Raw genomic sequence first — 22041 nt, 5'->3', positions numbered from 1 at the left:
GACGATATCCCGAGCCGGACCCGTCGGGGGCTGACGGTGCGGCTGCGCGATGCGTCGGAAGGGAAGAATGATAGCGAAGCGCTAGAGATATGATCGCACATCGCCGACCGAAGAAGGCCTCTGCCCGCCATTGGGCTGGAAAGTGCAACCCAACCTGCACACGGAAGCCGTCCCGCGGAGGCACACAGGATATTGAACCACTTTTTGCCCCCTGGATGCGGGACATGGCCCCCTCGCCTGCCCCCGCTCTGCCCTGGCAGTGAAATGTCACGCTATCCATCGTTGCCCCCGATCCTGGTCCGATGATGCGGATCAGTGGGACCAAGATTGGCCGAAGCAGGCGCTACACGACCACCGTCGGAAGGCTGATGCCACGCGGTCTGAGGTCTGAGTGAGGCCGCCCCAAAGATGGCAAACGGTCCGACCTTGGTCTGAGACTTCAGTCACCATGCCGTATTGTCTCGAACCATCAACGGAGTGCGCCACGTCTTCGGGGCTGATGCGAGCACAGGGTGCCGCTCTGGGCGGATCCCCTAGGTGTTGAGGATGTCCAGCCTATGGCGCGAACCGGCCTAGATCCGATATACCGGTCACGGCTGAAAGTTATGAACGTATGCCCTTGAGCACGGAACCGGTCGCTTTGCGAGGTGCTTGGCATCTGCTTCGCGGAGTGGGTCGGTATCATCGGCCTGTTCTCGTACGGCAAAGTCAGGAACCTCGTCCTCGGTCCATGACCATGCACTGTCATCTGGTGCACTCTACCACTACCCAACTCGAGGTATACGAAGCCTAGCCGTCAGGCTGCTGGCAACTATCCCTTGTTAGTAGGAGTTTAAGAGGGAAGCATGGACTCGGCCGTAGTAATACTGAATCGCCACCGTATAGCGTCGGATACCGCCAAGGCGATATTGGAAATAAGGCCAGAATATGTCCCAATAGGAGCACATTCTTCTGACAGACTAAGCTTTCCTTTGCTTGCCTGCCCCGAGTTCAATTTTGCAGGACCAAGCTTACCTGGAGGTTATGTCGTCGTATGCGGAGGGGTGGTTATGCCGGCGAACTGGACCGAGGCGGGGGCCTCTCAGGCGACCGGGGTGAGTAGGGGGGTGAAATGGAGACAAAGATCCGTGTCGCAGTGATCGATGAATACCCTCTGTTCCGTGAGGGCGTAATCTACGGGCTCGAAACGCACTCCGACATTGACGTGGTGGCTCAAGGCACAACGGCTCAAGACGCATTCCGCATCGCAAGGGAGTATGAGCCCCACGTGATCGTGATTGATCTAAGCATCCTTGGCAGCACCCTCAGTAGTACCGGCGACACGCTCGTGCAGTTTCCTGTCACGAGCCTCCTGGCGCTGACCACAACGGCGGGTGAAGAGCAAGTTCCATCGGCGCTCCGGCGGGGTGTGCGTGGCTTTCTCACGAGAGCAACCAGTGCGCACGAACTCGTCCAAACTGTGCGCGCTTTGAAGCGTGGCGAATACTATGTCGCGCCTAGCGTCGCGGCAAAACTTCTGATGCAAGGTGATGGCAGCATGGCCAAAGTAGCTCCGGAGCCCAGCCCTATGTTCGACCTCACCGTGCGGGAGGAGGAGATCCTCTCGATCTTGATCAAAGGGTGCAGCAACAAGGAAATCGGCAGTAGGCTGGCCTTGAGCGAGAAGACGATCAAGCACCATGTGACCAACATTCTGCAGAAGCTTCAAGTTCGCAATCGTGTGGAGGCCGCCCTTCTAGCCGCTGGACGGATGCCTGCGGGTGCGCCTCTGAGGCAGTAGGAAAAAAGGGCCGCCACACCGACCAGAGCGCCTGTGGTTCCATGAAATATCCTAGTCGAGGCACTATGCTCTGGATCAGTCTGGAGACTCTGCGCGGGCCTTTTTGCAGACAGCGAAATCGCCTTGCAGGCGCGTCTGCACGGGTTGGCGGGACGCATTCCCACCAATCCTTGAGCCCAGTTTCAGCCGTGCCAGCCTCGCCACCTGGGACGTCTCAGGATGGGTTTGCTCTGGTATCAGTGATCTGGGCTATCGGCGTGCTGTCACTATTGTTCGTCACGTACATTTCGGCAGCCCGTTACCGCGCGATTGAGGCCTCACATCTTGCCCAAAGGGCGCGCGCGGAGATGTTGGCGAAAGCAGGTGTCACCCTCGGCCTACTGGACCTCCTCGCCAGATCAACAAGCGCAGCCACATCAAGGCGTTTCAGCCAAGATGAGAACGCTGTGATTTGCACGTTGGCTGGATCGAGGGTGGTGATCTCAGTTGCAGATGAAGGAGGAAAGATCGATCTCAATACCGCTGCTCCCGCGCTGCTCGCAACGGCCCTGAACCGACTGGCTCCGGATCGTCAAGCAGGCTCTCTGGTGATGAACGGCATCCTGGAATTGCGGGAGGCAGCAGCTGAAGCTCAGCGTGCGCGAGGCATCGCGCTGCCAGATGCCGTAGCCTTCAGAACAATATTCGAGTTTGGTCAAGTGCCAGGCGTGGACCAGCGCCTGTTTCGGGCCATGCTGCCGCTGGTGACAGCGCATTCCGGCAGTACCGGCTTTGATGCCGAACTGGCTCCCTTGGCTCTTCTGTCAGCTTTGACTCCCGATGGACCAGCGATGTCACGCGCTGCGGCTGGTGGTCGCCTGCCGCCCTCTTATCTTGCTGCTTCCCCTGGCAAGGCGTTCGTGGTCAGCAGTGAGGTATTGACGGGGCTCGGGTCCCGTTACTCTCAAGAGGCTGTTGTAGAAGTGTCAGCTGATTTGCAAGATGGCTATGCTATCCGGGAATGGCGCACCGGCTTCGGGCGTGATCTCAACAAGCAGACCGCACGCCTTTCGGCATGTTGATCGAACACCGCGCGACAAGGATCTTTCCATGACATTCGAGATCACCCATGTTGCCGCACTCGCCGTTCTTGTCGCCCTGGCACTGCCGGTGGCTGTGATCGATATCCGATCCTTGATCATTCCCGACAGCCTCAACGCGATGATCTTCGTGACGGGTCTTGCAGCGTCACTCCTACTTGGCGTTGTTGATCTCAGATCGGCTTTGACGGCATCCGTTGTTGCGGCTGCACTCTTGGCCCTCGTTCAGGTGCTGTTTCGAGTTTCGCGAGGCTATGATGGACTGGGCTGGGGAGATGTTAAGTTCGTGGGTGCCGCAGCGACCTGGACGGGCTTGGAAGGCTTCGCACCGGCCCTCCTAGCGGCTTCTATCTCTGCTCTTCTCTGCGTTTTTGCCATGCAAACAGCAGCGGGATCCTTTGATCGGTACCGCCGTATCCCGTTCGGTCCGTTCTTGGCTCTTGGCACAACAGTCGTTGCAGGTGTTCAGCTTCTGGCATCTGAGCCTGAGTCGGAAACATTGGATACATGGCTGATGATGTTGCTCCCAGGCCAAGCCTGAGGCCGCAAGCTCAGACACTCCAGCCAAAGTCACCTAGGCTTGGCTGGATTTCTGCAGCGCGCCATGAAGAGGAAACACACTCGCGCAGAACAGCGCAGTAAGACGCCGCTTATGAGGCGATCGAGGCCAAGATCGAGTACAGGCGAAAGGACATCTTCCACAGATTCACATGCGAAGCCCCTTACCATTCTGCAGCGGATTCCGTGGACAAAATCTCATCCGCATGGCAGATCACCGTCGGCAATGGCAAAGCCTCCTTCGGCGCAAACTGCTCCATGTGGCGGGGATCATCCCGGTAAAGATGTGATCGCGCAGCAGTGATCTCTGCCGAAGGGTACGAAGCTTACACCACCCAAACCTGCTCGGGCTGCAAGGCCGCATCCAGGCCATAGGGCGAGGAGGACTTGAGCGTCAAGCGACGGGTTTGCAGCGACGGCGGCGGGGAACATAATCGCAACCACAACCCTGGACTCAACATTGTCCGCCTCGCTGCCGGGCGCTGGATCCGAAATGGCCCGGCAGAACCCGGCACTCAGGTTGGGTGGGTATTACCGCACGTACACGGGGAACTTCAGTTCAATGGTCTCTTGGCGCGGCCCGAGCGCCACGGTTGCGTCCAGGGCCACCAAGTCCGGGAGCCGCGAGGCTTGCGTCCAGTGGTCCAGCCACCGCGGTGCCTCTCCGTCAGCCGGCGCTCCGAAATAGCGGAACCGCCCCGTTACGACATGATTTATCAGAACCTGCTCCCTTGCCGCTGTCGAAGAGTTGCGCGCCCCGACCGAGACCGGCGCGGCCACAAACACGAACGCACCTGTGCGCCCTGCCTCTGAGCCGGCGAATGCTACGGTAACGGCCAGGATCCCTCCTGGTTGTGCATCGCCCTGGCTGAGTGTCATGAAGGACAGCCGGCCTGCTTGCCCGTCGAAGAGAACACGGCGGCCTCCCCCGGCTGCGATCTGCTGAACGGCCAGAGCACGCGAGAGCCAGTCGGCAAGCGCCTGAGCACCTGTCGAGACTTGAGCGATTCGCTCGCGTCCGCGCCCGACATCCGCCAGCCGACGACCGAAGGTCAGGGTTGTGCCGACGAGCGCGAGCGTGAGCGAGATCAGGATCACACAGAACAGCGCCTCAGCCAGGACAAACCCGTCTCGTGAAGAATCTGTGCCGTGCCTTCTCATGGACGCGCCTCCCGGGCCATCGCAATCGTTGCCAGGGAAAGGGAACGGCCAGCCGTGCCGGAGGGCTCGGCAACCGTCACTTCAACCCAGTAGGCATGAAGTGCTCCCGCCTTCTTGAGAGGTACGGACCGGTAGTTTCGCACCTCGGCCCGCCACAGGTAGCCGTTTCCGAAGGAGCCTGTTACGACGCCGGCCCGCAGGGGGAAATCAATTCCGGCCGCCACCAGCTTCGCCTGAGCAAGAGGGGTTGCACGCGTTAGAAACTCCGCCTGCCGGTCGCCGCGTAGCGCCACAGCCACAGCGGCAAGTCCTGCCGTCAGAAACAAGCTGAGCACGGTAAAGGCGACGAGAAATTCAAGCAGCGTAAAACCGTCCTGCGCCCGGCGCCGGGTGGCGGTGCGGCACCTCCTAGGGATGGACAATAACATGACCGGTGGCCCAGATAACCTGAAGGCTGGTCTCAGCCTGATCTACACGCAGGCGCAGATCGGCGCCTGTGGACTGCCCGTTCGGGAAGAAGCGGATGGTATCGGGACCGACAAAGCGTCCCGCTCCCGAGGCGATCATTCTGATGTCGGCTTCCGGGTCCAGCGAGGAGATGGGAATGGCGGGGGAGCCGTAGGTCCGGGGGCCACGCCGGATCACGAAATCCATGTCCCGGTTCTGCGCCATGGCGGCGGCGCGGGTGACCCGCAGCGCCGCGGCCAGGCGTGTGACGTCGGCCTTCAGGCGCGCCGGCGCGGGTGGCTTGCGCAGCAGTGGGCTCGCAAGGGCGGGGATGAGGCTGAGGATCGCGACGATCACCAGGATCTCAATGAGGGTAAATCCGGCATCGGCGGTGGATCGGCTCATTGCAGCGCCAGATCGTTGAGGGACAGGATTGCTCCCATCACCGAGAGAATGATTGCGGCAATCATGCCCGCGACCAGGATCGTGACGGCCGGGGTGAGGATTGCCAGCATCTGCGCCGCCCGTGTCTGTTCCTGCCGTTCCAGGATGGTGGCAACTCGGGCCAGCATGTCCTGAAGGCGTCCGCTCTCCTCCCCGACGGCCACCATCTGCTGAACGACGGCAGGCAGGGCAGCCGATGTGGCAAGAGCAGTGCCGATGGTGGCACCTGCGCGCACATCTGTCACGGCCCGCTCCAGCAGGCCACGCAGGTGCTCGTTCCTCACCAGCGGACAGGAGGATTGAAGCGCCTGAAGCGGCGGAACGCCGGCCTTGATCAGCGTCGCGAGGGTTCGGGTGAAGCGTGCCGCCTCCCGCAATCCTGCCATGCCTCCGACGACCGGCAGGCGAATATAGAGCCGGTCGACAGCAACTCTCAGAGACGGGTAGCGTCGGGCGACACCCAGCGTCAGAACAATGGCGATTGCGCAGAACAGTACCAGGATGAGGATGGATGGTGCGTTCCTGCGGACAGCCTCCATGCCTGCGAGCATACCTGGAAGGGCCATGCCATTCTCAAGGAAAATCGGGGTGACTGCCGGGACGAGAAGACCAAGGACAATTCCGAGTGAGATCACCGCAAGCACCACGAGAAGCGCCGGATAGGCTAAGGCGGCCCGGATCTTGCTCCGAATCTCCACCCGGCGGTCGAGCAAGTCCGCCAGATCTTGCAGAGCCCGCCCGAGATCGGCGCTGATGTCGCCGGCTTGCACGATCCGAATGTACTCGGGCCGGAACGTGCGTCCCATTCGGCTCATGACCTCGGCCAGAGAGCCGCCCTCGAGAATCCCCTCCAGGAGTTTAAGGGCGACCTCCCGCATAGAACGGTCCTCCGCGGTGGTAGAGGCGATGCGTATGCTGGCATCAAGAGGGACCCCTGCCTGAAGAAGCACCGCAAGATCGCGTGAGAACCGGGCGAGGGGTATATCAGCGACGGTCCGGGCCTGGCCTCCGAAGCGGATCTCGCCGAACAGCAGGTCGCGCCATCCCGGAGAACGGATCGCGTAGGGCGTGATCCCCCGGGACCGAACGAGCTCCTGCGCCTCCTGAACGGTAGCGGCCTCCACCTCACCCTCAAGGACATTCCCGGCCTGATCGAAAGCCTCAAACCGAAACTTCATGAGCCGCCCCTAGGCATCCTGCGTTACGCGCAGGACCTCTTCGATGGTCGTTAGCCCCTGCCAGACCTTGGCCAAACCATCCTCATACATCGAATTGAAACCATTGGTGCGTGCAAGACGCTCGATGTCGGCGGCAGGCTTGCGCTGCAGGATCAGGTTCCGCACGCCATCATTGACAATAATGATCTCGGCAATCGACAATTGTCCGCGGAAGCCGCTCGACTGGCATTGTTCGCAACCAACGGGCTGGCGCAGGTCCGGCGTGTCCTGGGACCGGAGCGCTGGCATCTCCTCGCATAAACGTGCCGTCAGATGTGCGCTATCCGCATGCGGGCGGGAACAGGCCGGGCACAGGCGGCGCACAAGTCGCTGGGCGACGATGCCGCGCAAGGTCGATCCCAGCAGGAAATGCTCGATCCCCATATCGATAAGACGCGTGACGGTTTCGGATGCGCTGTTCGTGTGCAGGGTCGAGAGCACCAGATGGCCTGTGAGGGAGGCCTGGACAGCAATCCGGGCGGTTTCCGTATCACGGACCTCGCCGATGAGGATCATGTCGGGATGATGGCGCAGGATTGCTCGCAGGCAGGTTGGAAAATCGAGATCGATTGCAGGCTGAACCTGAACCTGGCTGATGCCCTGCAGTTGGTACTCGATCGGATCCTCGACGGTGAAGATCTTCACCGTCGATCGATTGACGTGCTTGAGCATCGTGTAAAGCGTCGTCGTCTTGCCGCTGCCGGTCGGCCCGGTGACAAGAATGATGCCGTTCGGCTGCTCCATCAACCGCTGGAGCAGCGTGATGTGACGATCTTCGAAGCCGAGGGCCGGGAACTCGAGCCTGACTCGACTGCGGTCGAGCACGCGTAGCGTCACTGTCTCCCCGTCGGCCGTGGGGATTGTCGCCACCCGGAAGTCAATATCCGTGCCGCGGATGGCAAGCTTGACCCGGCCGTCCTGTGGCAGGCGACGCTCGGCAATGTCGAGCCGCGCCAAGATCTTGATGCGCGAGATAACGGCAGCTCGCAGGCGCACCGGCACCTCATGGACGACGCGCAGCAAGCCATCGACACGGAACCGAACGCTTAAAGCCTCCACAGTGGGTTCGATGTATATGTCAGATGCCCGGGCATCCACCGCGTCGGCAATGATCTGGTTGACCAGCCGGATGACAGGGGCCTCGCTGGCGCTGTCGCGTAGCCGCTGCAGGTCGTGTTCGCTCGGGTCCTCGCTGCCCTGAGGAGCCGCGCGATCAGGCGAAGCCTCTCCATCCTCCCCATAGAGCGCCTCGGCCGCTCGCTCGAAATCCGCCGGCGTGATGATCTCATGCCGAATGGCATGGTCAGTGACGAACCGCATGGAGTCGAGCGGCACCTGATCGAGTGGGTCGACAACCGCGAGCGTCAGGCCCGTCTCATTGAGCCGCACCGGCAGGATCCGGTTCTGCAATACGAAGGACGCGGGCAGACTATCGCCGAGCAGCCGCTGCAGCGGCTCGCCACCCGGGGTGTAGAGGGGCAGGTTCAGATATTGCCCAAGGCTGACCGCGAGGTCGCCCTCGGACAGAAGGCCGAGCTTGGTAAGGACCTGATCGAAACGTTCCCCGGTTGTCGCCGCAGCCCGCTGCGCTCGCTCGACGGAAGCACGATCCAGGAAGCCGGACGAGAGCAAGAAAGCGCCAAAGGCGTCCCGGAAGGAACTTGAATACGGATCAGATGGATGGCCCTGGGCTCGAACCTGCTGTGTCATGGCGTGATCCTAAGGTCGCCTCCCCAGACAAGGCCTCAAGCCTTGCCGCCTATTCCAGCACCCGCTTGACATTGTTGATGAGGCGGCGGCCGGGATCACGGTTCGGTGCGAAGCTTTGGACTTTGCGCCGGTACTCGTCGGTCACCGCTCGCGCCTCGTTCAGATCGCGCACGACCCGCGGGGTCAGAATGATGACGAGCTCGGTTTTCTCGATGATGTTGTCCTTGTGTTGGAAGGCCTTCCCGAAGATCGGGATATCACCCAGCACAGGCACCTGCGTGGCAACATCGGTGGCTCTGTCATGGATCAGGCCGCCCAGGGTGATGCCCTCCCCGTCATTGACGACCACGCTTGTCTTGACACGGCGCTGCCCGAAGGAAGGCGAGTCGATGCCCGAGGTGGTATTCCTTTGCACGGTCGACACCTCCTGCTCAATATCCAGCAGGACGCGGCCCGACTCATTGATCCGCGGCGTTATGCTGAGAATGACGCCTGTATCCTTGTAGGACACCGAGTTCACCACGGGCGCCAGCGGGGTGGCGACACTCACGGCGGATTGCGTAATCACCGGCACCTGGTCGCCGATCTGCAGGGTGGCGGTCTTCTTGTCGAGCACCATCAGGCTGGGGGAGGCAAGAACCCTCACGTTCCCGATCTGGTTCAGCGCATTGAGCGTAATCTGTCCCCCCGCCGCCTTGGCGATGAAGGAGAAGCCGGGATGTGAGGCGCCGATGGCCCCGGAGAGGAGATCTGTGAAGGTGCCCGATCGGGAACCGGACTTGTTCTGGAGGAACCAACGCACGCCGAACTTGAGGTCGTCGTTGAGTGTCACCTCCGCAATGGTGGCTTCAATCAGCACCTGATTGGGGATGATGTCGAGGTTGGCGATGATCCGCTCGATCCGCTTGTAATCGGTGTGGGTGGCAAGGATCAGGAGCGCGTTCTGGGCAGGATCCGCTACGACCTTGATCCGGCCTCCTCCGGGGCCGCCGGCACCAAAGGCGGCGCTGTCAGCGCCGCCCGCTCCCAGGGGCACGTTGGAAAAGGGCTCAAACGTTTTGGGTGCGGCACCACTGGCTGAAACGATCGCGAAGCGATCAGGCGGCGCTACGCCCGTTTCCAACTGTGCGCTGTCTGCATTGGCCGTGCGGACCGATGCACGCTGGACTGGAGGGAGAGGCTGAGCACCTTCTTCGGCATCGCCGTTACCGGCGAAGATCGAGTTGAGGACCTCGACCAGTTCCTTGGCCTGCCGGTTGCGCAGCACATAGGTGTAAAACTGCCGCTCCGGCCCGATGGCCTGCTCATCAAGCCGGCGGACCCAGACCTGCGCCTCCTGCAGGTACTGCGGCTGCTTGGAGATGATCAGCATCGACTTGAGCCGTGCATTGGGGATGAACTGCACCATCCCCTGCATCGGGCTGTCGGCGCCAACCCCGAACATCTTGTTGAGATCCTCGACGATTGCATCGGGATCCACCCCCCGCATGGGCACAACCGCAAACGACATGCCCTTCATGACGTTTACGTCGAAGACGGAAATCGTCTCCTCCATCGTGGCGATCTCCTGAGCGGAGCCGGACAGGAGCAGAGTATTTCGCGACCCATCCACGCGGGCCACACCCCCGAAAGGCGCAACCGGCTCGAGAATGCGCTGCATCTCAGCCGCCGCTACATAGCGCAGGGGGACAACACGGGTGACATTTCCGATCCCCTGCCCACCGGGATCCGCTCCGGAGCCAGTTCCCATCGTTGCCTGATCGGCGGTGACGATCCGATACACCTTACCGTTCCTCACGACCGCAGCTCCGACCGTCCGCAGGGAGGACTCGAACAGTTCCGCAATCCCCTCCTTGTCAACGGGCCTTGTGGTTTGAAGGGTAATCCGGCTGTCGATCTTCGGATCAACCGTGTAGTTGACGCCGAAAACGTCACCCAGCACCGCAGAGGCCGCCTCGGTGATCGAGGCATCAACCAGGTTCAGCGTATGGCTGCCGCCATCACGGGGCTTGTCCGCTGTCAGCGATGCGTTTGAAATTCGGGGTTCCCCTGTAAAGAGGCCTGTACCAAGGTGGGATCGGCTGCGCTCTGCGGGAGTCGCTCCCGTTGGATCCGATAGCATGGCGTAGAGACCGAATGGCCTGTACTTGCCGTCATCGGCCGCTGGACGTTGAGGAAACCCGGCGCCCCTCATCGGTTCGGCGGACTGGCACGCGACCAGCGAAATGGCCGCTGCAGCCGCCAAAAAAGCGGGGAAGTCGCGCCGGACCCTAGCGCGCAGGACTGCACAGGCCTCAAGAACTCGCACGAACGTCGCCCCTATGAATAAATTTCTAATGAATACTTTTGATGTTCTGTATTCCTTTCAGAGTAATTCTTTCAGAGTTTCGACGCCCAAACAATAGCCCTTTAGAGGTGTAGCGAGTCGATCGGTAGTCATCCTTAACTGCAGCGCGCGCATGACATGGCATGGGGAAGACTAGTGGATGCTCCGCCGCGTGCGGGGCGATAGCGTGACAGACCGGTCATCCTGCTTCAATACGATTTCGTCAGGCTCGATCGACACGATGGTCCATCCTTCCCCCGTCTTATCTCCCTGGCTCAACCATTGTCCCGGCTCGCGCGGCTGATGCCGGAGCAGGATTTTCCGGGTTTCCGCGAAGACCATAACCCCATCCACAAGGTACGACGGTGGCGCGGGCGGAGGCGGCGGAGCTGGCTGCTCCACCAGTTCTGGTTCCGGGGCAGGCTCAATCTCCTCATATGGCTTACGGTTTGGCGCGAACAGCGGACGAGCAATCAAGGCCTCGGGTGTGAAGGCTGACTCTCCCTTTGCACGAAGGGCCGGCAGGATCGACGATACTTCATGGGCTCCTATCGGGGCTGTTCGGGCGCCTGGAAGAGGGGATCTCACCCCTCCCCACGCAACATGAATTGAACCGGCGGCCAATCCAACCAGGGTGCACAGCGCCAGGGCCCCATGCCAGGAGGGGCGCGCTCCCGCTAACTCTCGGTCCATCGTGCTACCCCATAGATTTCAATTACTACAGCAAGTGTATCGGCACCCTCATCCACGTCGCTAGACAGGCTCGCCTGCTCGATGAACAGCAGCGCAGCTCCATCCTCAAGGCCGGCGATAAACCGGGCGACCTTCTCCGTCGATGCCGTGAATTCGATGCGTGCCCCGACGAGCCGGCGATCGTTCCATTCTCGCGGTGCCAGCGGTGTGGCCGATCTCAGGATTACACTCTGCTCCTGCGCAGCACGATGAAGCCGACTGAGGAGATCGGCATTCTGCAGCCCTTCGCTATCCCCTTGGATGTAGCGGTTGGCCGCCGCAGCGATCTGTTCAGGGGTCAGTGCCGCAACCGCCCCGTTCCTCGAAAGGGCGGAGTTAGCCCGTTCTAAAGCAAGGCTGCTCTGCTCTATCCTGTGCCGCTGGTCCTGCAGGAAGCCTACGCTGGGCACAATGACGATTAGGGCGAGGAGAAGCGCCACTAAGGTGTGCGCTGCCAGAAACACAGTCGGACGCACCCATGATCCGGGCAAAGCAGCCATGCTACCCACCCTCCCCTGCCGGAAACCGTTGCGTTCGCATTAGCGCTCTGAGCGTGAAGCGCTCCTTTCCGTGTTCTCGCTCGAACACAACCGGCCCGGTTAAAGAAACCCCATGCAAATATTGTGAGTTCTCAATAAGTTTGATCAGGTCCGAAGTGGAGGCTGACAAACCTTCAGCGTGAACTTCATTGCCTTTAATTTCAACTGATGAGAGGTAACTTGTGTCTGGCAACAGACGCGCAAGCTCCTCCCAGATCACTACCACGCCCGGGGCGGCCCCGACTGCTGTCAACCGCTCGAGATCGCCTGCCAGACTGTAGATTGTTTTGAGCTCATCCGTCGATGCTCTGGCCTGCTCAGTTGCGGCAATTGCCTGCGCCTCAAGGTCAGACAGGATCCGGTTTTGTTGCCAAGCCTGCATGCCAAAACCACCAATGGGAGCTAGAAGTGCAACGAGACCAAGGAGCGCGATTCCTCGACGCACCCAGTCCTTTGTGCCACGAGCTCGCACGTTATAGATGACGATCGCCGGCTGCAGATGCGTCCTTGCCGGCGCCTGAAGCGCGTCAATGTCGGTTGATCGCAGACACAGGCGAGCCAGGATTCCCTCGACCTGTCGCTTCGGGACGGCAAGGTAGGCCAGCTCGAGTTTTCCCTGCGCGGCGGTCCGAATCTCGTGGCCCAGCACTAGATCCTCAAGCGGCACCGGCATTTTGCGCCGGAGATGATCGCGGATGATGTCCTCGGCCTGCGAACGGGCCTGTTGCGGGACGAACAGGGATCCCGTGACAGCCTGTGCACAGGACAGAACCGTCAACACTTTCCTACCACGAGATCGCGACGAGGCGCTTCGCGCAGCAAGGGTCAGGCGTTCACGGCTCCAAGCAGCCGGTGGGCAGGCATCAAGAGTGACCTCCTCACCGTCCGGCTCCCTCAGCATCACGATTAGCTGCTCCTCGTCGAGGTCAAGCAGCAGATGAGCCGGACGGCGGGACGCGGATGAGCCGCGCAGAGCCTTGTCGCGAAGCGTCCTCCACTCCCTTAGCCACAAGGTCGCAAGGCTGCTGCGGCCGAGTGCGATCGCGCGCGAGCCGCTCATCAGTAGGCGCCCTCCCGCCCACCACCCTGAGGTCGTGCCGATGACAGGCGCTTGGGCGTAGTTCCGGCGCCCTGGTCAGGCATCCCCTCTGTGCTGATGACGTAGCTGCGTCCACGGTCCTTGCTGGAGTAGCGATACGGCCGTCCCCACGGATCCGCAGGCACCGTCATCCCCTTCAAATAGGGGCCTCGCCAGGTAGGCAGTGACGCCGGGGCCGTGATCAGGGCTTGGATTCCCTCCGGCTCAAGCGGATATCGTCCGTTATCGATGAAGAACAATTCAGCGGCATTGGAGAGGGTTTCGACCTGAATCCGCGCCATTTTCTCCTTCGAATCTGTAAGGTATCCTAGAACACGCGGGCCCACCAAAGCCATGATTAAGCCCATGATGCTAAGGACGACGATGACCTCGACGAGCGTGAACCCTGCCTGGGTGGTGGGCCTGCGGCTGGGCCGGTCCCAAGCAACACTGAGGCGGTCACTGTTATCGGCCTGGCGTACCACCTGGCGAAGGATGTGCAGGAGGTTCTGCTTAAGATTGCGCATGGGTGCCTCCCTGGAGGTCTATTGTGCCAGCAATCGCTTTGCCACGGCTCCGGCCGTTTCTGGTGCGGTATAGTTCACTGGCCTTGCCAGCAGCCCATACCGGTCCATGAAGAACAACTGCGACAGGTGCTTCTTGTCGTCTTCTCCGGCTTGCACCTTGTTGAGCGGTGCCGCAAACGCTACCGCGACGGCAGCAACCTGATCCCGCGATCCTGTCAGGCCGACGATCCGGCTGTCAAATGCCTCGAGATATGACTTCAGTTGGTCCGGGGTGTCATGCTCCGGATCGACCGTCACGAACAGAACCGGCAGGCGATCGCCCTGCGATCCCAGCCGGCTCAGGAGAACCGAGACCTCAAACAAGGAGGTGGGGCAGACATCGTCGCAGTTCGTGTAGCCGAACAGGACCACGAAGGGCTTGCCGCGCAGGTCAGCACGTGTGACCGGCCGACCGTGATGAGCCGTGAGTTGGAACAGAGGATCCAATGTGACACCGAGAGGGGGCCGCTCATGCCCTGCAGGGCTGGCCTGCACCGTCTGCGGGAGCGTCATGCCAAGTGCCAGCATAACGGCGCTGAGGATAATCCATGGGGAAAAGGTACGACCTGTCACTGTGAGACCCTCCGGCGTTTCATGTTCAGCCGCATCGCTAAGGCCATTCGCTCGGGTTCAAGCGTGTGATCAAAATACGCGCGCGTCACCCCGCTGGGATCAACCAGATAGAGGTAGGTCGTATGATTGATACGGGGACCGGTTTCCTTCGTGCTGTAGCTGGCCATGGCGTACTCGCGACGGATCTTGAAATCTCTCACTGTCGCGAAAGTCTGTGCTCTCGTGCCGGTCAGCCCCACAAGACGGGGATGAAAGTTGCTGACAAACTGCGCCAGCCCGGTGATGTCGGGCTCCTCCATCGACACATCAACGAAGAGCGGTTGCACCCGCTCCGCCTCCTCGCCGAGGACATCAAGGGCCGCCTGCATGCTCACGAGGCCGGTGGGACAGGCCTCACGGCATCCGGCAAACCCGAAGAAGATGAGAAGCCACTTTCCCGTGTAGGACGCATTGGTCACCGTCTGACCGTTGTGGTCCATCAACTCGAACGGACGACCAAGGGTCTCGGGCGGTGGCGGCGCCTTGACGTAGACCTGCGGGGAGGCCTCCATCTCACCGGCATTCGCGTGGTGGTGACCTTCATGGGCAGAGGCTGGCGTCAAGACGCCGAGAAGCCCGATCATCCCAACCGCCGCTGCTGTTTTTGAGAACGTGAGAGCCGACAACAGCCCTGCTCGATATGACCTTGCAGACATGGTGGAACTCAAATGGTGATGGTGGTGAAGGCGCGGCCTTCGTACATCTTGTCGCCAGCGTTATGCACCTTGCGAGTGACCCAATGCTGGAACTCGAAATGGACCTTGTGTGCATAGCCCGTCTTGGCCTGATTGGCGGGCGAAGCGGTATCGATCAAGATGTCGTAACGCTGTGCCGTTGGGAGGGTGAACGGCGTCCCAGGCGCAATGGTCAGCCACTTATTCCATGGCTTGTTGAGGGCATGGCCATCGACCGAGATCACCTGAACCTCTAAGCCCTCGAACATCACCTGGAGAACCGAGTAACTCGCATTCAGCAGCCGGATCAGGATCTTCTGCCCGGGTTTAGCAACGATCTTCTGCTTGTCGGCGAGAACGTTGGGCCGTGTGGGTGTGCCGCTGATCAGGAAATACTTGGGCTCGAAGATATTGAGCCCTGCATCGTCACCGCACAGGCCCACATCATGATCGAGATTGGTGATCTGATGCCAGCGCGGGTCCATGTCGTCCAGAACCCAGAACTTCTCGACATCGTAGAACGGTCCGCCGGCATAGGCCAGCACCCGGCCGTTTTCCGGCTTCGGATCAACGATCAGCAAGCCGTAGAGCCCCATTTCGAAATGGGTCACTGTGTTCTTATGGCAGTGATAGAAGAACGTCCCGGCGTGCCGGGCCTGGAACTGGTAGACGTAATCGTCCTTCACCTCGAACGATACGTGGCCCACGCCATCATTCATCGTAGTCGGCTCGATGCCATGATGGTGGATCGTGTGCGTTCCCTTGCTGGACTGGAGCTTGACATGCACGAGGTCGCCCTCCTGCACACGGATCACGGGCGACGGCAAGAGTTCGCGGCCTGGTGCCTTCAAGGGATCTCCGAAACCCCAACACCGGATCTTCTTGCCGTCAGGCATGGTGATGTCGACGTTCTGAACGGTACGCACGAAATAAGCGTTGGCCGTTGTCCAGTCGGGGGTGTTCGGATTGCCATCGAAGGTATCGCAGCCGAAGTTTCCAAAGGTTTCTTTCCCTTTGACACCTGTTCTCGTGAAGTCGACGCTGCCGCCGTTATAATCACCCGGGCCGGGAACTGCGGTCGAATTGGGCCCCAAGGGAGGCATGGTCTGCGCGGCGACCCCGCCGGCGGCGAGGGTACCGCCAATGGCTGCAGTAGCGCCCGCTGTTTTCGTCGTGGTTGTCATTGTCTTAACCCTAATCGGCTACATGGGGCTTGTCGGACGACGTCATCCTGCTACCTTGGCGCGGCCGCCGAGGCCGCCAAGGACTTCCCAGTGGCACACCATCCCTTGAGGATAGTTGCCGCCGGCAGCGGTCTGCGACATCTCCGTGTGGCAGTGCATCACGTAGCGGAGCGGGAATGGCTCCTGCGCCTGCTTGTTCACCATGCGCTGGAACTGACCGCCGGTCGGGCTCGACACGGGGATCTGGTACGGGATGTCCGGCGGGATCTCGAATGGCAGCAGAAGATCCCGGCGCTGCATCGGCCACATGGCTGTCGTATCCACCTCGAAGATATTCTCGGGAACGATCATCTGGCCGTAAGTGGAAGATGTCGGATTCAGATCCACACGGGCCAGTTCCATCAGGTGGTTGCCATGGAAGTGGTTGGCGTGATGGGCCAGACCTACATTGACGATGCGGAACAGGGTCGGCTCGCCGATATAGTTTTTCGCGATCGCCGGGAGCATGCCGTCGTAATCCGCGTGAAGATCGTACCCGCTGCGATTATTGATGGTGAAGTAGCTGGGCACGAAATTGTCGACCACGTTCGTAGTCAGGGCAGGATTCAGCACAATCGGCTTTCCCCGCTCGATCAACGCATTGAACTTCGGATCGATGGCCGAGCAGATCCAAATCTTCTCCCGGATCGAGGCTTCAGCAGTCAGCGGCGCTGGAACCCATTTGCCGTCTGCCCCTCCCTGGAAGCGGTCAGTCGTGCCGAGCGCATCGAACAGGGCACTGACTGCGGTGCGGGAACCTGGCGCGAGCTTATCAAGGCTGTAGGGTGTTCGGCTGCCTAAGAGGGTGACACCGTTCAGGGGCTCGACCACGAGAACTCCATGCAGCCCGAGAATTCGATAGAGGGGCGTGTCCCCGAGGCTGTCATGATAGATGTACGTGCCAGCAACCGGGGCCGTGAAGGTAATCGTCGAGGTGCCCCCCGGTGCAATCTGCGTCTTGGTGCCCGGTACACCTGTGATCTCGAAGCCATGGGCTTCCTCACGATCATTGGTGAGGGTGATCTTGACCGTACTTCCTTCCCTGACACGCAGCACCGGACCGGGCACCCGGCCGGTGGCCAGGGGCCCTGCTCCGCCATAGAGCTTGAAGGCCAGCATGTTGACCTTGTCGCCATCGACCAGCCTTGTCTCGACATCCGTGATGCCTAGCTTGATCTCAGCTGTGCCCGTGAGGGCTTGGGCGAAGGCCTCAAAAGGGGAAAGCCCCACTCCGGCTGTGGCGAGGCCTGCGGCGCCATATTTGAGAAAGTCGCGTCTTTTCATGACATGCACCCTGAAACGTAGAAGAGCCTAGCCTGAGGCAGCTGGGTGCGCCTCCGACAATGGTCCGAGTCTTCAATCGACTTGGGTCCTAGTTCATCGGAGCTTTGGTAGACGCGTCCGGGGGTAGCCGGAGGAGGTGGTGCCAGTCTCTTTGAGCAGCAGGCTGCGGGTGCTCAAATCCCGGGTTAGCCATTTGTAATGGTCCCTAGGATGATGGCTGTTTGGTCGCTTCCAATCCCGCACCGGCAAGTTGAGTGCAACTGGCAAGATGCTGGCACAACTGTGTGAAAATGGCTTACCCCTCAAGCATCTAGGCTAAGTGGCAGACGCGCCGTGAGGTAGACGTCCCCTGCCGGTTGCTTCGCCATGCTGATGGTGCCGCCGATACTTTCGATCTGGTCCCAAATGCCGGTCAGGCCAAGCTGGACGGATCGTTCATTGGTGTTCTCGGCGGCGTCGTGGCACCAACTCCTGATCTCCACGACAATGTCCCCCCCATCGCGGCGAACACAGACGAGCGTATGCGCGGTGCTTTCCTGCGCGCTAACACCATCGAGGCCAACCTGAAGAAAGCGAGCAGCCAGGGTTTTAATGAAATCGGGCGGGCAGGCGGGCAGCTCCTCGCTACGCAGATCATGCTGAACCACTCTTTGCGATCTGCGCATATGATCTTCAACAACAAACACTAGCGCGTCATCAAAGGACAATTCCTTGATCTCCGGCATCATTAGGCTAGCGGATATATTCCATATATCTCTAAGAGCCTTCGAGAGTGCGTTTCGCACGATTGCAGCGCTATCGTCGGCTTTGCCGGATTGCTCCAGTGCGTTCATGTGCAGGAGTGCGACGCTGATCGACTGAGCCGGTCCGTCGCGCAGGTCGGAGGCCATTCGAGGCATGAACTGCTCGTTCCCGGAGATCACGTTTCGTGCGGCGCGGTCGGCACGGGCACGCAGAGCTTCGTTTTGGCGCAGTAGCTCTCGCAATTGAGAAACCCGCTGGAAAAGAGACCCACGCAGCTGCTCCATAGCTCTTCCGCCCTGTGACAGGATCGAGAAAAAGGCTCCAATCATTCCGACAGCAACCACGCCGGTGATGGCCCAACTCTGCGCCTCGGCGACAGCCAACTGCCCTCTGACCTCCTCTGCATTCTCATAAAACTCTAGGACGGCTAGTACCTCGCCAGTATTGGCGTCATGGATTGGGGTGTAGACCGCAAGTTGGAACTGGCGTGGAGCACCGCCCTCCTTGCTGCCATCGTGGTGACTATCGCCCACCTCTGTAGACACGTGCCCAGCTAGAGCCTGCTTTAGATGCAGGCTGGGACTGAACCGCCGGCCGATAAGTTCTCTGTTGTTGCAGTAGATAATCAAACCGTCCCGCCGCCAGACCTTAACGGAGGTAACGTGCGTCCGCACAGCCGGCCTTTCCAACACCTCATTCAAGGCCTCGATACTCGTCAGGGACAAGGAGTCCCTGTACGCTAGTTCCTGAAGGCGAGGAGTGATGAATGTGTTGACATAGAGTGCGGCCGAAGCCCCGGCGAACTCCGCCACACTGCTCTCGACTTTCTGAGACACCCATTTTCCAAGAGTAAACATGGCAATCAGGATTGCGGCAACGGCCACAAAAGCAAATTGCCGTGCAAGCCTACGTTGGGTCTTCAAGCTCTTTGGGAGGTCCCCCACAAGCGTCAACTCGTTGGAAGCCTTCATGAGGTTCCCCTAGCGTGATAGCGCGGATCCGTTCAGCTCCGTTAGTAGAACCTCTTTGGATCTGCGTTCTTCCCATTGAATCGCAGCCATTTGTTTTCGAGACGCCCGGACTGGCCAGGCACGACTGCTTACCAAGAACTGTACTGACGCTTGGGGGGAGCCACAATAGCAAGCTGCACTGGTAGGCACATCTGACGAGGTACCACGCTTGATGCAGACTGGTCCTGCCAAGGGCTAAGATGTTGTGCAGGTACTCTTCACCCAGATTGGTGCGATGGTGGTGCACCCGGTAGCCTGCTGCCTGGCAACGAGGCAACGGGCAACCGGGTTGACCGGCCTAATCCTGAGGCTGAGAACAAAGCTCCGGCACCAAGATGACCCCAGGGTCTACGGCGGCTGCTCATTCATGTTGCACCTGCGAAGGGCAACCGTTAAGCTTTGGTAAACCACCATTGGGCAGCACGATGGAGCTATTTGAAGTCAGGCAAGTCAACCAGGATACTTGGTCCGTCTCCTCACAGGGATTTCTCCTGCACGTCTATCCCACAGAAGAGACGGCGCGCCGGGCTGCTCTCACGCTGGCATCCGAGCGCTGCCAAGCCGGCATACAGGCTACTGTCCTGATCACGCCTCCCGTGTCAGATTATTGCCCAGGTGAGGGTCGCCCTTCGCAACGGTTTTCAGGGATGTAAAGACTTCGGCTAAAAGGGTCAGCATCCCACGCAGCCGACCCGGATTGTTCCTGTGATCTCAGAAGCTGGTCTAGAGGGCTTCTCAGACTCGGTATCTTCCTCCTGAATGAGGCAAGACCTGGCTGCCAATCGAGTACGCGCTTCGCGTCGCCCGTCCGGCCAGATCATCTCCTACATAAAGCTCCTCGTCGCCTCCCCCATTTACTTCTGCCGCAGCAGCGCTTCGAGTTCCTTGCGGAACTCACCCGAGAGCTCCTCGCGCTCCAAGACATAGGCCACATTGGCCATGAGGAAGCCGATCTTCGAGCCGGTGTCGTAGGTCTTGCCGTGATACTTCATGCCGAAGAAGGGCTGCTCCTTCATGAGGCGGATCATCGAATCCGTGAGCTGGATCTCGTTGCCGGCCCCGCGCTCCTGGGTCGAGAGCAGGTCGAAGACCTGGGGCTGGAGGATGTAGCGGCCGGAGATGATGTAGTTCGACGGTGCGGTGCCCTTCGGGGGCTTTTCCACCATGCCGGTGATCTCGAAGGTCTGGCCGAATTCCTGGCCCACCGACACGATGCCGTACTGGTGGGTCTGGTCTTCGGGCACTTCCTCCACGGCGATGATGTTGCCGCCGTGCTTGTCGTAGGCTGCGATCATCTGCTCAATATGGCACTCGCCCACTCGATGAGAGCAGACGGATTAAGGCAACCCAGGGGGACCTATGCCGGATGTCCGAATAGTCCCCTTTCTGTGTGCCCTCCAAACGCGAGCAACAGCAGACTGCCGGAAGCCAACAAAGGGCGACCCTCTCGTGGCTCGCTGCCAGCCCAGCCGCATATGCACTTGATGACCCAACCCACCGGCGGGTCCGTCGCCCAGATAAATAGGCTAGATCATGATATGCTAGTGATGAAGTGCGTCAGTGGCGGGCATTAGGCAGCTTCGGAGATGTCCACCGATGTTGATCTACCCGCTTCTGCTAGTTTTTGGTTTTGGAGCTGCTCATGGAGTGCGATGGCCGCACGAGCATACAAGCGAAATTCGTCTTTGATATTGTTGGGTGTGCTGTCCCAAGAATGTCCATCGTTCTCAGCGTCGTAGAACGCACGAGCAACATGCTCGACTTGAGAGATCATCTTCTGCCCCCGTGATGTTGCAGATCTGCTTTGCTGATCCGCATTTTTTGCGATTCATTCTTAAAATTTGTTTTCGCGAGAAGACTTATAAGGTCAGGTTTCACGGATTCGCGACGATACAGAAGAGGTAAGCCAAAAGAGGTATCTTCTCCGCCATTATGTTGTCGGCGGCGTTCATCAGCGACATTGTTCCGTTGCCAGATGGACAATGATGACGATGTCCTTATGAATTCGGTCAGCGGCATGAGGGATGATCCCGCGCACTCGGAAATGTCGGGGTCGTCCGTCATCCACCTACAAGCTATCAGCCCAAAATCTGGTTTGCAGGTCGGAGTCGCATATTTTATCACAGCAGAACGCGCCTACCTCGGTGCGATGGTGCAAGAGGACATCGAGCGCAAGACCTTCGAGGACCGAGGCAACACACCCGACACCAGAGGCACTGGCGCGCCGTCGCGGCGCGTGCTGTGGCCCGGGCTCGTCAGCGCTAGGATGCTGGTCAGGTCGGGTGCGCAGAGCGCCTTGAGATCCCCTGACTCGGCCAAGGGTTCCTAGTAGGGCCTGTTCACGCCAGAATGGTCCAGCCTGTGTGAAAACTCGAACCAAGCTGACTATGAAGAACTATTCGTACAAGTTCGCGGCTTTGCCCCGAGGATTTCCCGGCTAATCGGGGCTTACGAGACATAAAGTTTCTCCGAGGAGTGGCTCGTCAGCGTTTTCACACATGGGGTAATTCCGGGGCCGCGCCATAACCTGGCTCTGGGAATCAGCTCTCTAAGATCGACGAGGCCCACGCCAGGGCCCTGACCGTGAGGAGGGTAGCCATGGAGCACTATGTCGGACTGGACGTCTCGCTGAAGCTGACGGCGATCTGCATTGTCGATCAAACGGGGAAGATTGTACGCGAAGGCATGATCCCCTCCGACCCGGAGGCGATCGCGGGCTTCATTCAATCCCATGCGCCGCATGTGGCCCGGGTGGGGCTTGAGACTGGAGCGACGGCGACGTGGCTCTGGAACGAGCTGAATGCGCTGGGATTGCCTGTCATCTGCATCGATGCCCGGCATGCCAAGGCAGCGTTGA

Annotated in this window: 19 protein-coding genes and 2 pseudogenes; 4 read left to right on the top strand and 17 right to left on the bottom strand. The window is 60.0% G+C overall.

The features are described from left to right. The first annotated feature begins 1111 nt into the window (after positions 1–1111). From JKL45_RS23810 to JKL45_RS23800, 3 genes are all read left to right on the top strand, one after another. Entirely contained in the window at positions 1112–1780 is a 669-nt protein-coding gene (locus tag JKL45_RS23810) for a LuxR C-terminal-related transcriptional regulator (protein WP_201864281.1), read from the top strand. Positions 1781–2256: 476 nt separating this feature from the next. Continuing rightward, positions 2257–2841, top strand: a complete 585-nt coding sequence (locus JKL45_RS30915; RefSeq protein WP_376771067.1) for a hypothetical protein — start codon at positions 2257–2259, stop codon at positions 2839–2841. 28 nt (positions 2842–2869) lie between these two features. After that, positions 2870–3400, top strand: a complete 531-nt coding sequence (locus tag JKL45_RS23800; RefSeq protein ID WP_201864279.1) for a prepilin peptidase — start codon at positions 2870–2872, stop codon at positions 3398–3400. Positions 3401–3948: 548 nt separating this feature from the next. Here JKL45_RS23800 and JKL45_RS23795 read toward each other — a convergent pair. The 17 genes and pseudogenes from JKL45_RS23795 to JKL45_RS23720 all read right to left on the bottom strand — a co-directional run bounded on the left by JKL45_RS23795 (position 3949) and on the right by JKL45_RS23720 (position 20958). Beyond that, positions 3949–4578, bottom strand: coding sequence for a hypothetical protein (locus JKL45_RS23795; protein WP_201864278.1), 630 nt, complete (start codon positions 4576–4578; stop codon positions 3949–3951). Further along, positions 4575–5006, bottom strand: coding sequence for a type IV pilus modification PilV family protein (locus tag JKL45_RS23790; protein ID WP_201864277.1), 432 nt, complete (start codon positions 5004–5006; stop codon positions 4575–4577). The genes JKL45_RS23795 and JKL45_RS23790 overlap by 4 nt, the downstream gene beginning before the upstream one ends. After that, on the bottom strand, positions 4987–5430 hold the full coding sequence (locus tag JKL45_RS23785; protein WP_201864276.1) for a prepilin-type N-terminal cleavage/methylation domain-containing protein: 444 nt from the start codon (positions 5428–5430) through the stop codon (positions 4987–4989). The genes JKL45_RS23790 and JKL45_RS23785 overlap by 20 nt, the downstream gene beginning before the upstream one ends. Continuing rightward, on the bottom strand, positions 5427–6647 hold the full coding sequence (locus JKL45_RS23780; protein WP_201864275.1) for a type II secretion system F family protein: 1221 nt from the start codon (positions 6645–6647) through the stop codon (positions 5427–5429). Before JKL45_RS23780 ends, JKL45_RS23785 begins: the two co-directional genes overlap by 4 nt. A 9-nt stretch (positions 6648–6656) precedes the next feature. Continuing rightward, positions 6657–8396, bottom strand: coding sequence for a GspE/PulE family protein (locus JKL45_RS23775; RefSeq protein WP_201864274.1), 1740 nt, complete (start codon positions 8394–8396; stop codon positions 6657–6659). Between the two features lie 49 nt (positions 8397–8445). Next, entirely contained in the window at positions 8446–10704 is a 2259-nt protein-coding gene (gene gspD, locus JKL45_RS23770) for a type II secretion system secretin GspD (RefSeq protein WP_201864273.1), read from the bottom strand. A gap of 171 nt (positions 10705–10875) precedes the next feature. Next, a complete protein-coding gene (locus tag JKL45_RS31065) occupies positions 10876–11064 on the bottom strand; it encodes a SctD/MshK family protein (protein ID WP_446685714.1) in 189 nt (62 codons plus the stop codon). A gap of 335 nt (positions 11065–11399) precedes the next feature. After that, complete coding sequence (gspM, locus tag JKL45_RS23765; RefSeq protein ID WP_201864272.1) at positions 11400–11954, bottom strand: type II secretion system protein GspM; 555 nt, start codon at positions 11952–11954, stop codon at positions 11400–11402. Between the two features lies 1 nt (position 11955). Next, the gene (locus JKL45_RS23760) at positions 11956–13053 is read right to left on the bottom strand and encodes a PilN domain-containing protein (RefSeq protein WP_201864271.1); all 1098 of its coding nucleotides are present in this window, start codon (positions 13051–13053) and stop codon (positions 11956–11958) included. Next, a complete protein-coding gene (gene gspG, locus JKL45_RS23755; protein WP_201864270.1) occupies positions 13053–13598 on the bottom strand; it encodes a type II secretion system major pseudopilin GspG in 546 nt (181 codons plus the stop codon). Before gspG ends, JKL45_RS23760 begins: the two co-directional genes overlap by 1 nt. A gap of 18 nt (positions 13599–13616) precedes the next feature. After that, the gene (locus tag JKL45_RS23750) at positions 13617–14210 is read right to left on the bottom strand and encodes an SCO family protein (RefSeq protein WP_201864269.1); all 594 of its coding nucleotides are present in this window, start codon (positions 14208–14210) and stop codon (positions 13617–13619) included. Beyond that, a complete protein-coding gene (locus tag JKL45_RS23745; RefSeq protein ID WP_201864268.1) occupies positions 14207–14875 on the bottom strand; it encodes an SCO family protein in 669 nt (222 codons plus the stop codon). The genes JKL45_RS23750 and JKL45_RS23745 overlap by 4 nt, the downstream gene beginning before the upstream one ends. Before the next feature lie 38 nt (positions 14876–14913). Then, complete coding sequence (locus JKL45_RS23740) at positions 14914–16107, bottom strand: multicopper oxidase domain-containing protein (protein ID WP_201864267.1); 1194 nt, start codon at positions 16105–16107, stop codon at positions 14914–14916. 42 nt (positions 16108–16149) lie between these two features. Continuing rightward, positions 16150–17430 (bottom strand): multicopper oxidase domain-containing protein, encoded by a 1281-nt coding sequence (locus JKL45_RS23735; RefSeq protein WP_201864266.1) that lies wholly within the window; start codon positions 17428–17430, stop codon positions 16150–16152. A 302-nt stretch (positions 17431–17732) separates the two neighbouring features. Next, a complete protein-coding gene (locus JKL45_RS23730) occupies positions 17733–19145 on the bottom strand; it encodes a sensor histidine kinase (protein ID WP_201864265.1) in 1413 nt (470 codons plus the stop codon). A gap of 893 nt (positions 19146–20038) precedes the next feature. Beyond that, positions 20039–20482 (bottom strand): annotated as a pseudogene (locus tag JKL45_RS23725) (sugar phosphate nucleotidyltransferase); the annotation flags it as partial. 272 nt (positions 20483–20754) lie between these two features. Next, the gene (locus JKL45_RS23720; RefSeq protein ID WP_201864264.1) at positions 20755–20958 is read right to left on the bottom strand and encodes a hypothetical protein; all 204 of its coding nucleotides are present in this window, start codon (positions 20956–20958) and stop codon (positions 20755–20757) included. 824 nt (positions 20959–21782) lie between these two features. Between JKL45_RS23720 and JKL45_RS23715 the strand changes: the two are divergent. Beyond that, positions 21783–22041: pseudogene (locus JKL45_RS23715) on the top strand (IS110 family RNA-guided transposase); the annotation flags it as partial.

This window comes from Microvirga soli, assembly GCF_016734765.1.
Lineage (GTDB): Bacteria > Pseudomonadota > Alphaproteobacteria > Rhizobiales > Beijerinckiaceae > Microvirga > Microvirga soli.
The sequence above is the reverse complement of the archived record's forward strand: the minus strand, read 5'-3'. Positions and strand labels throughout refer to the sequence as shown.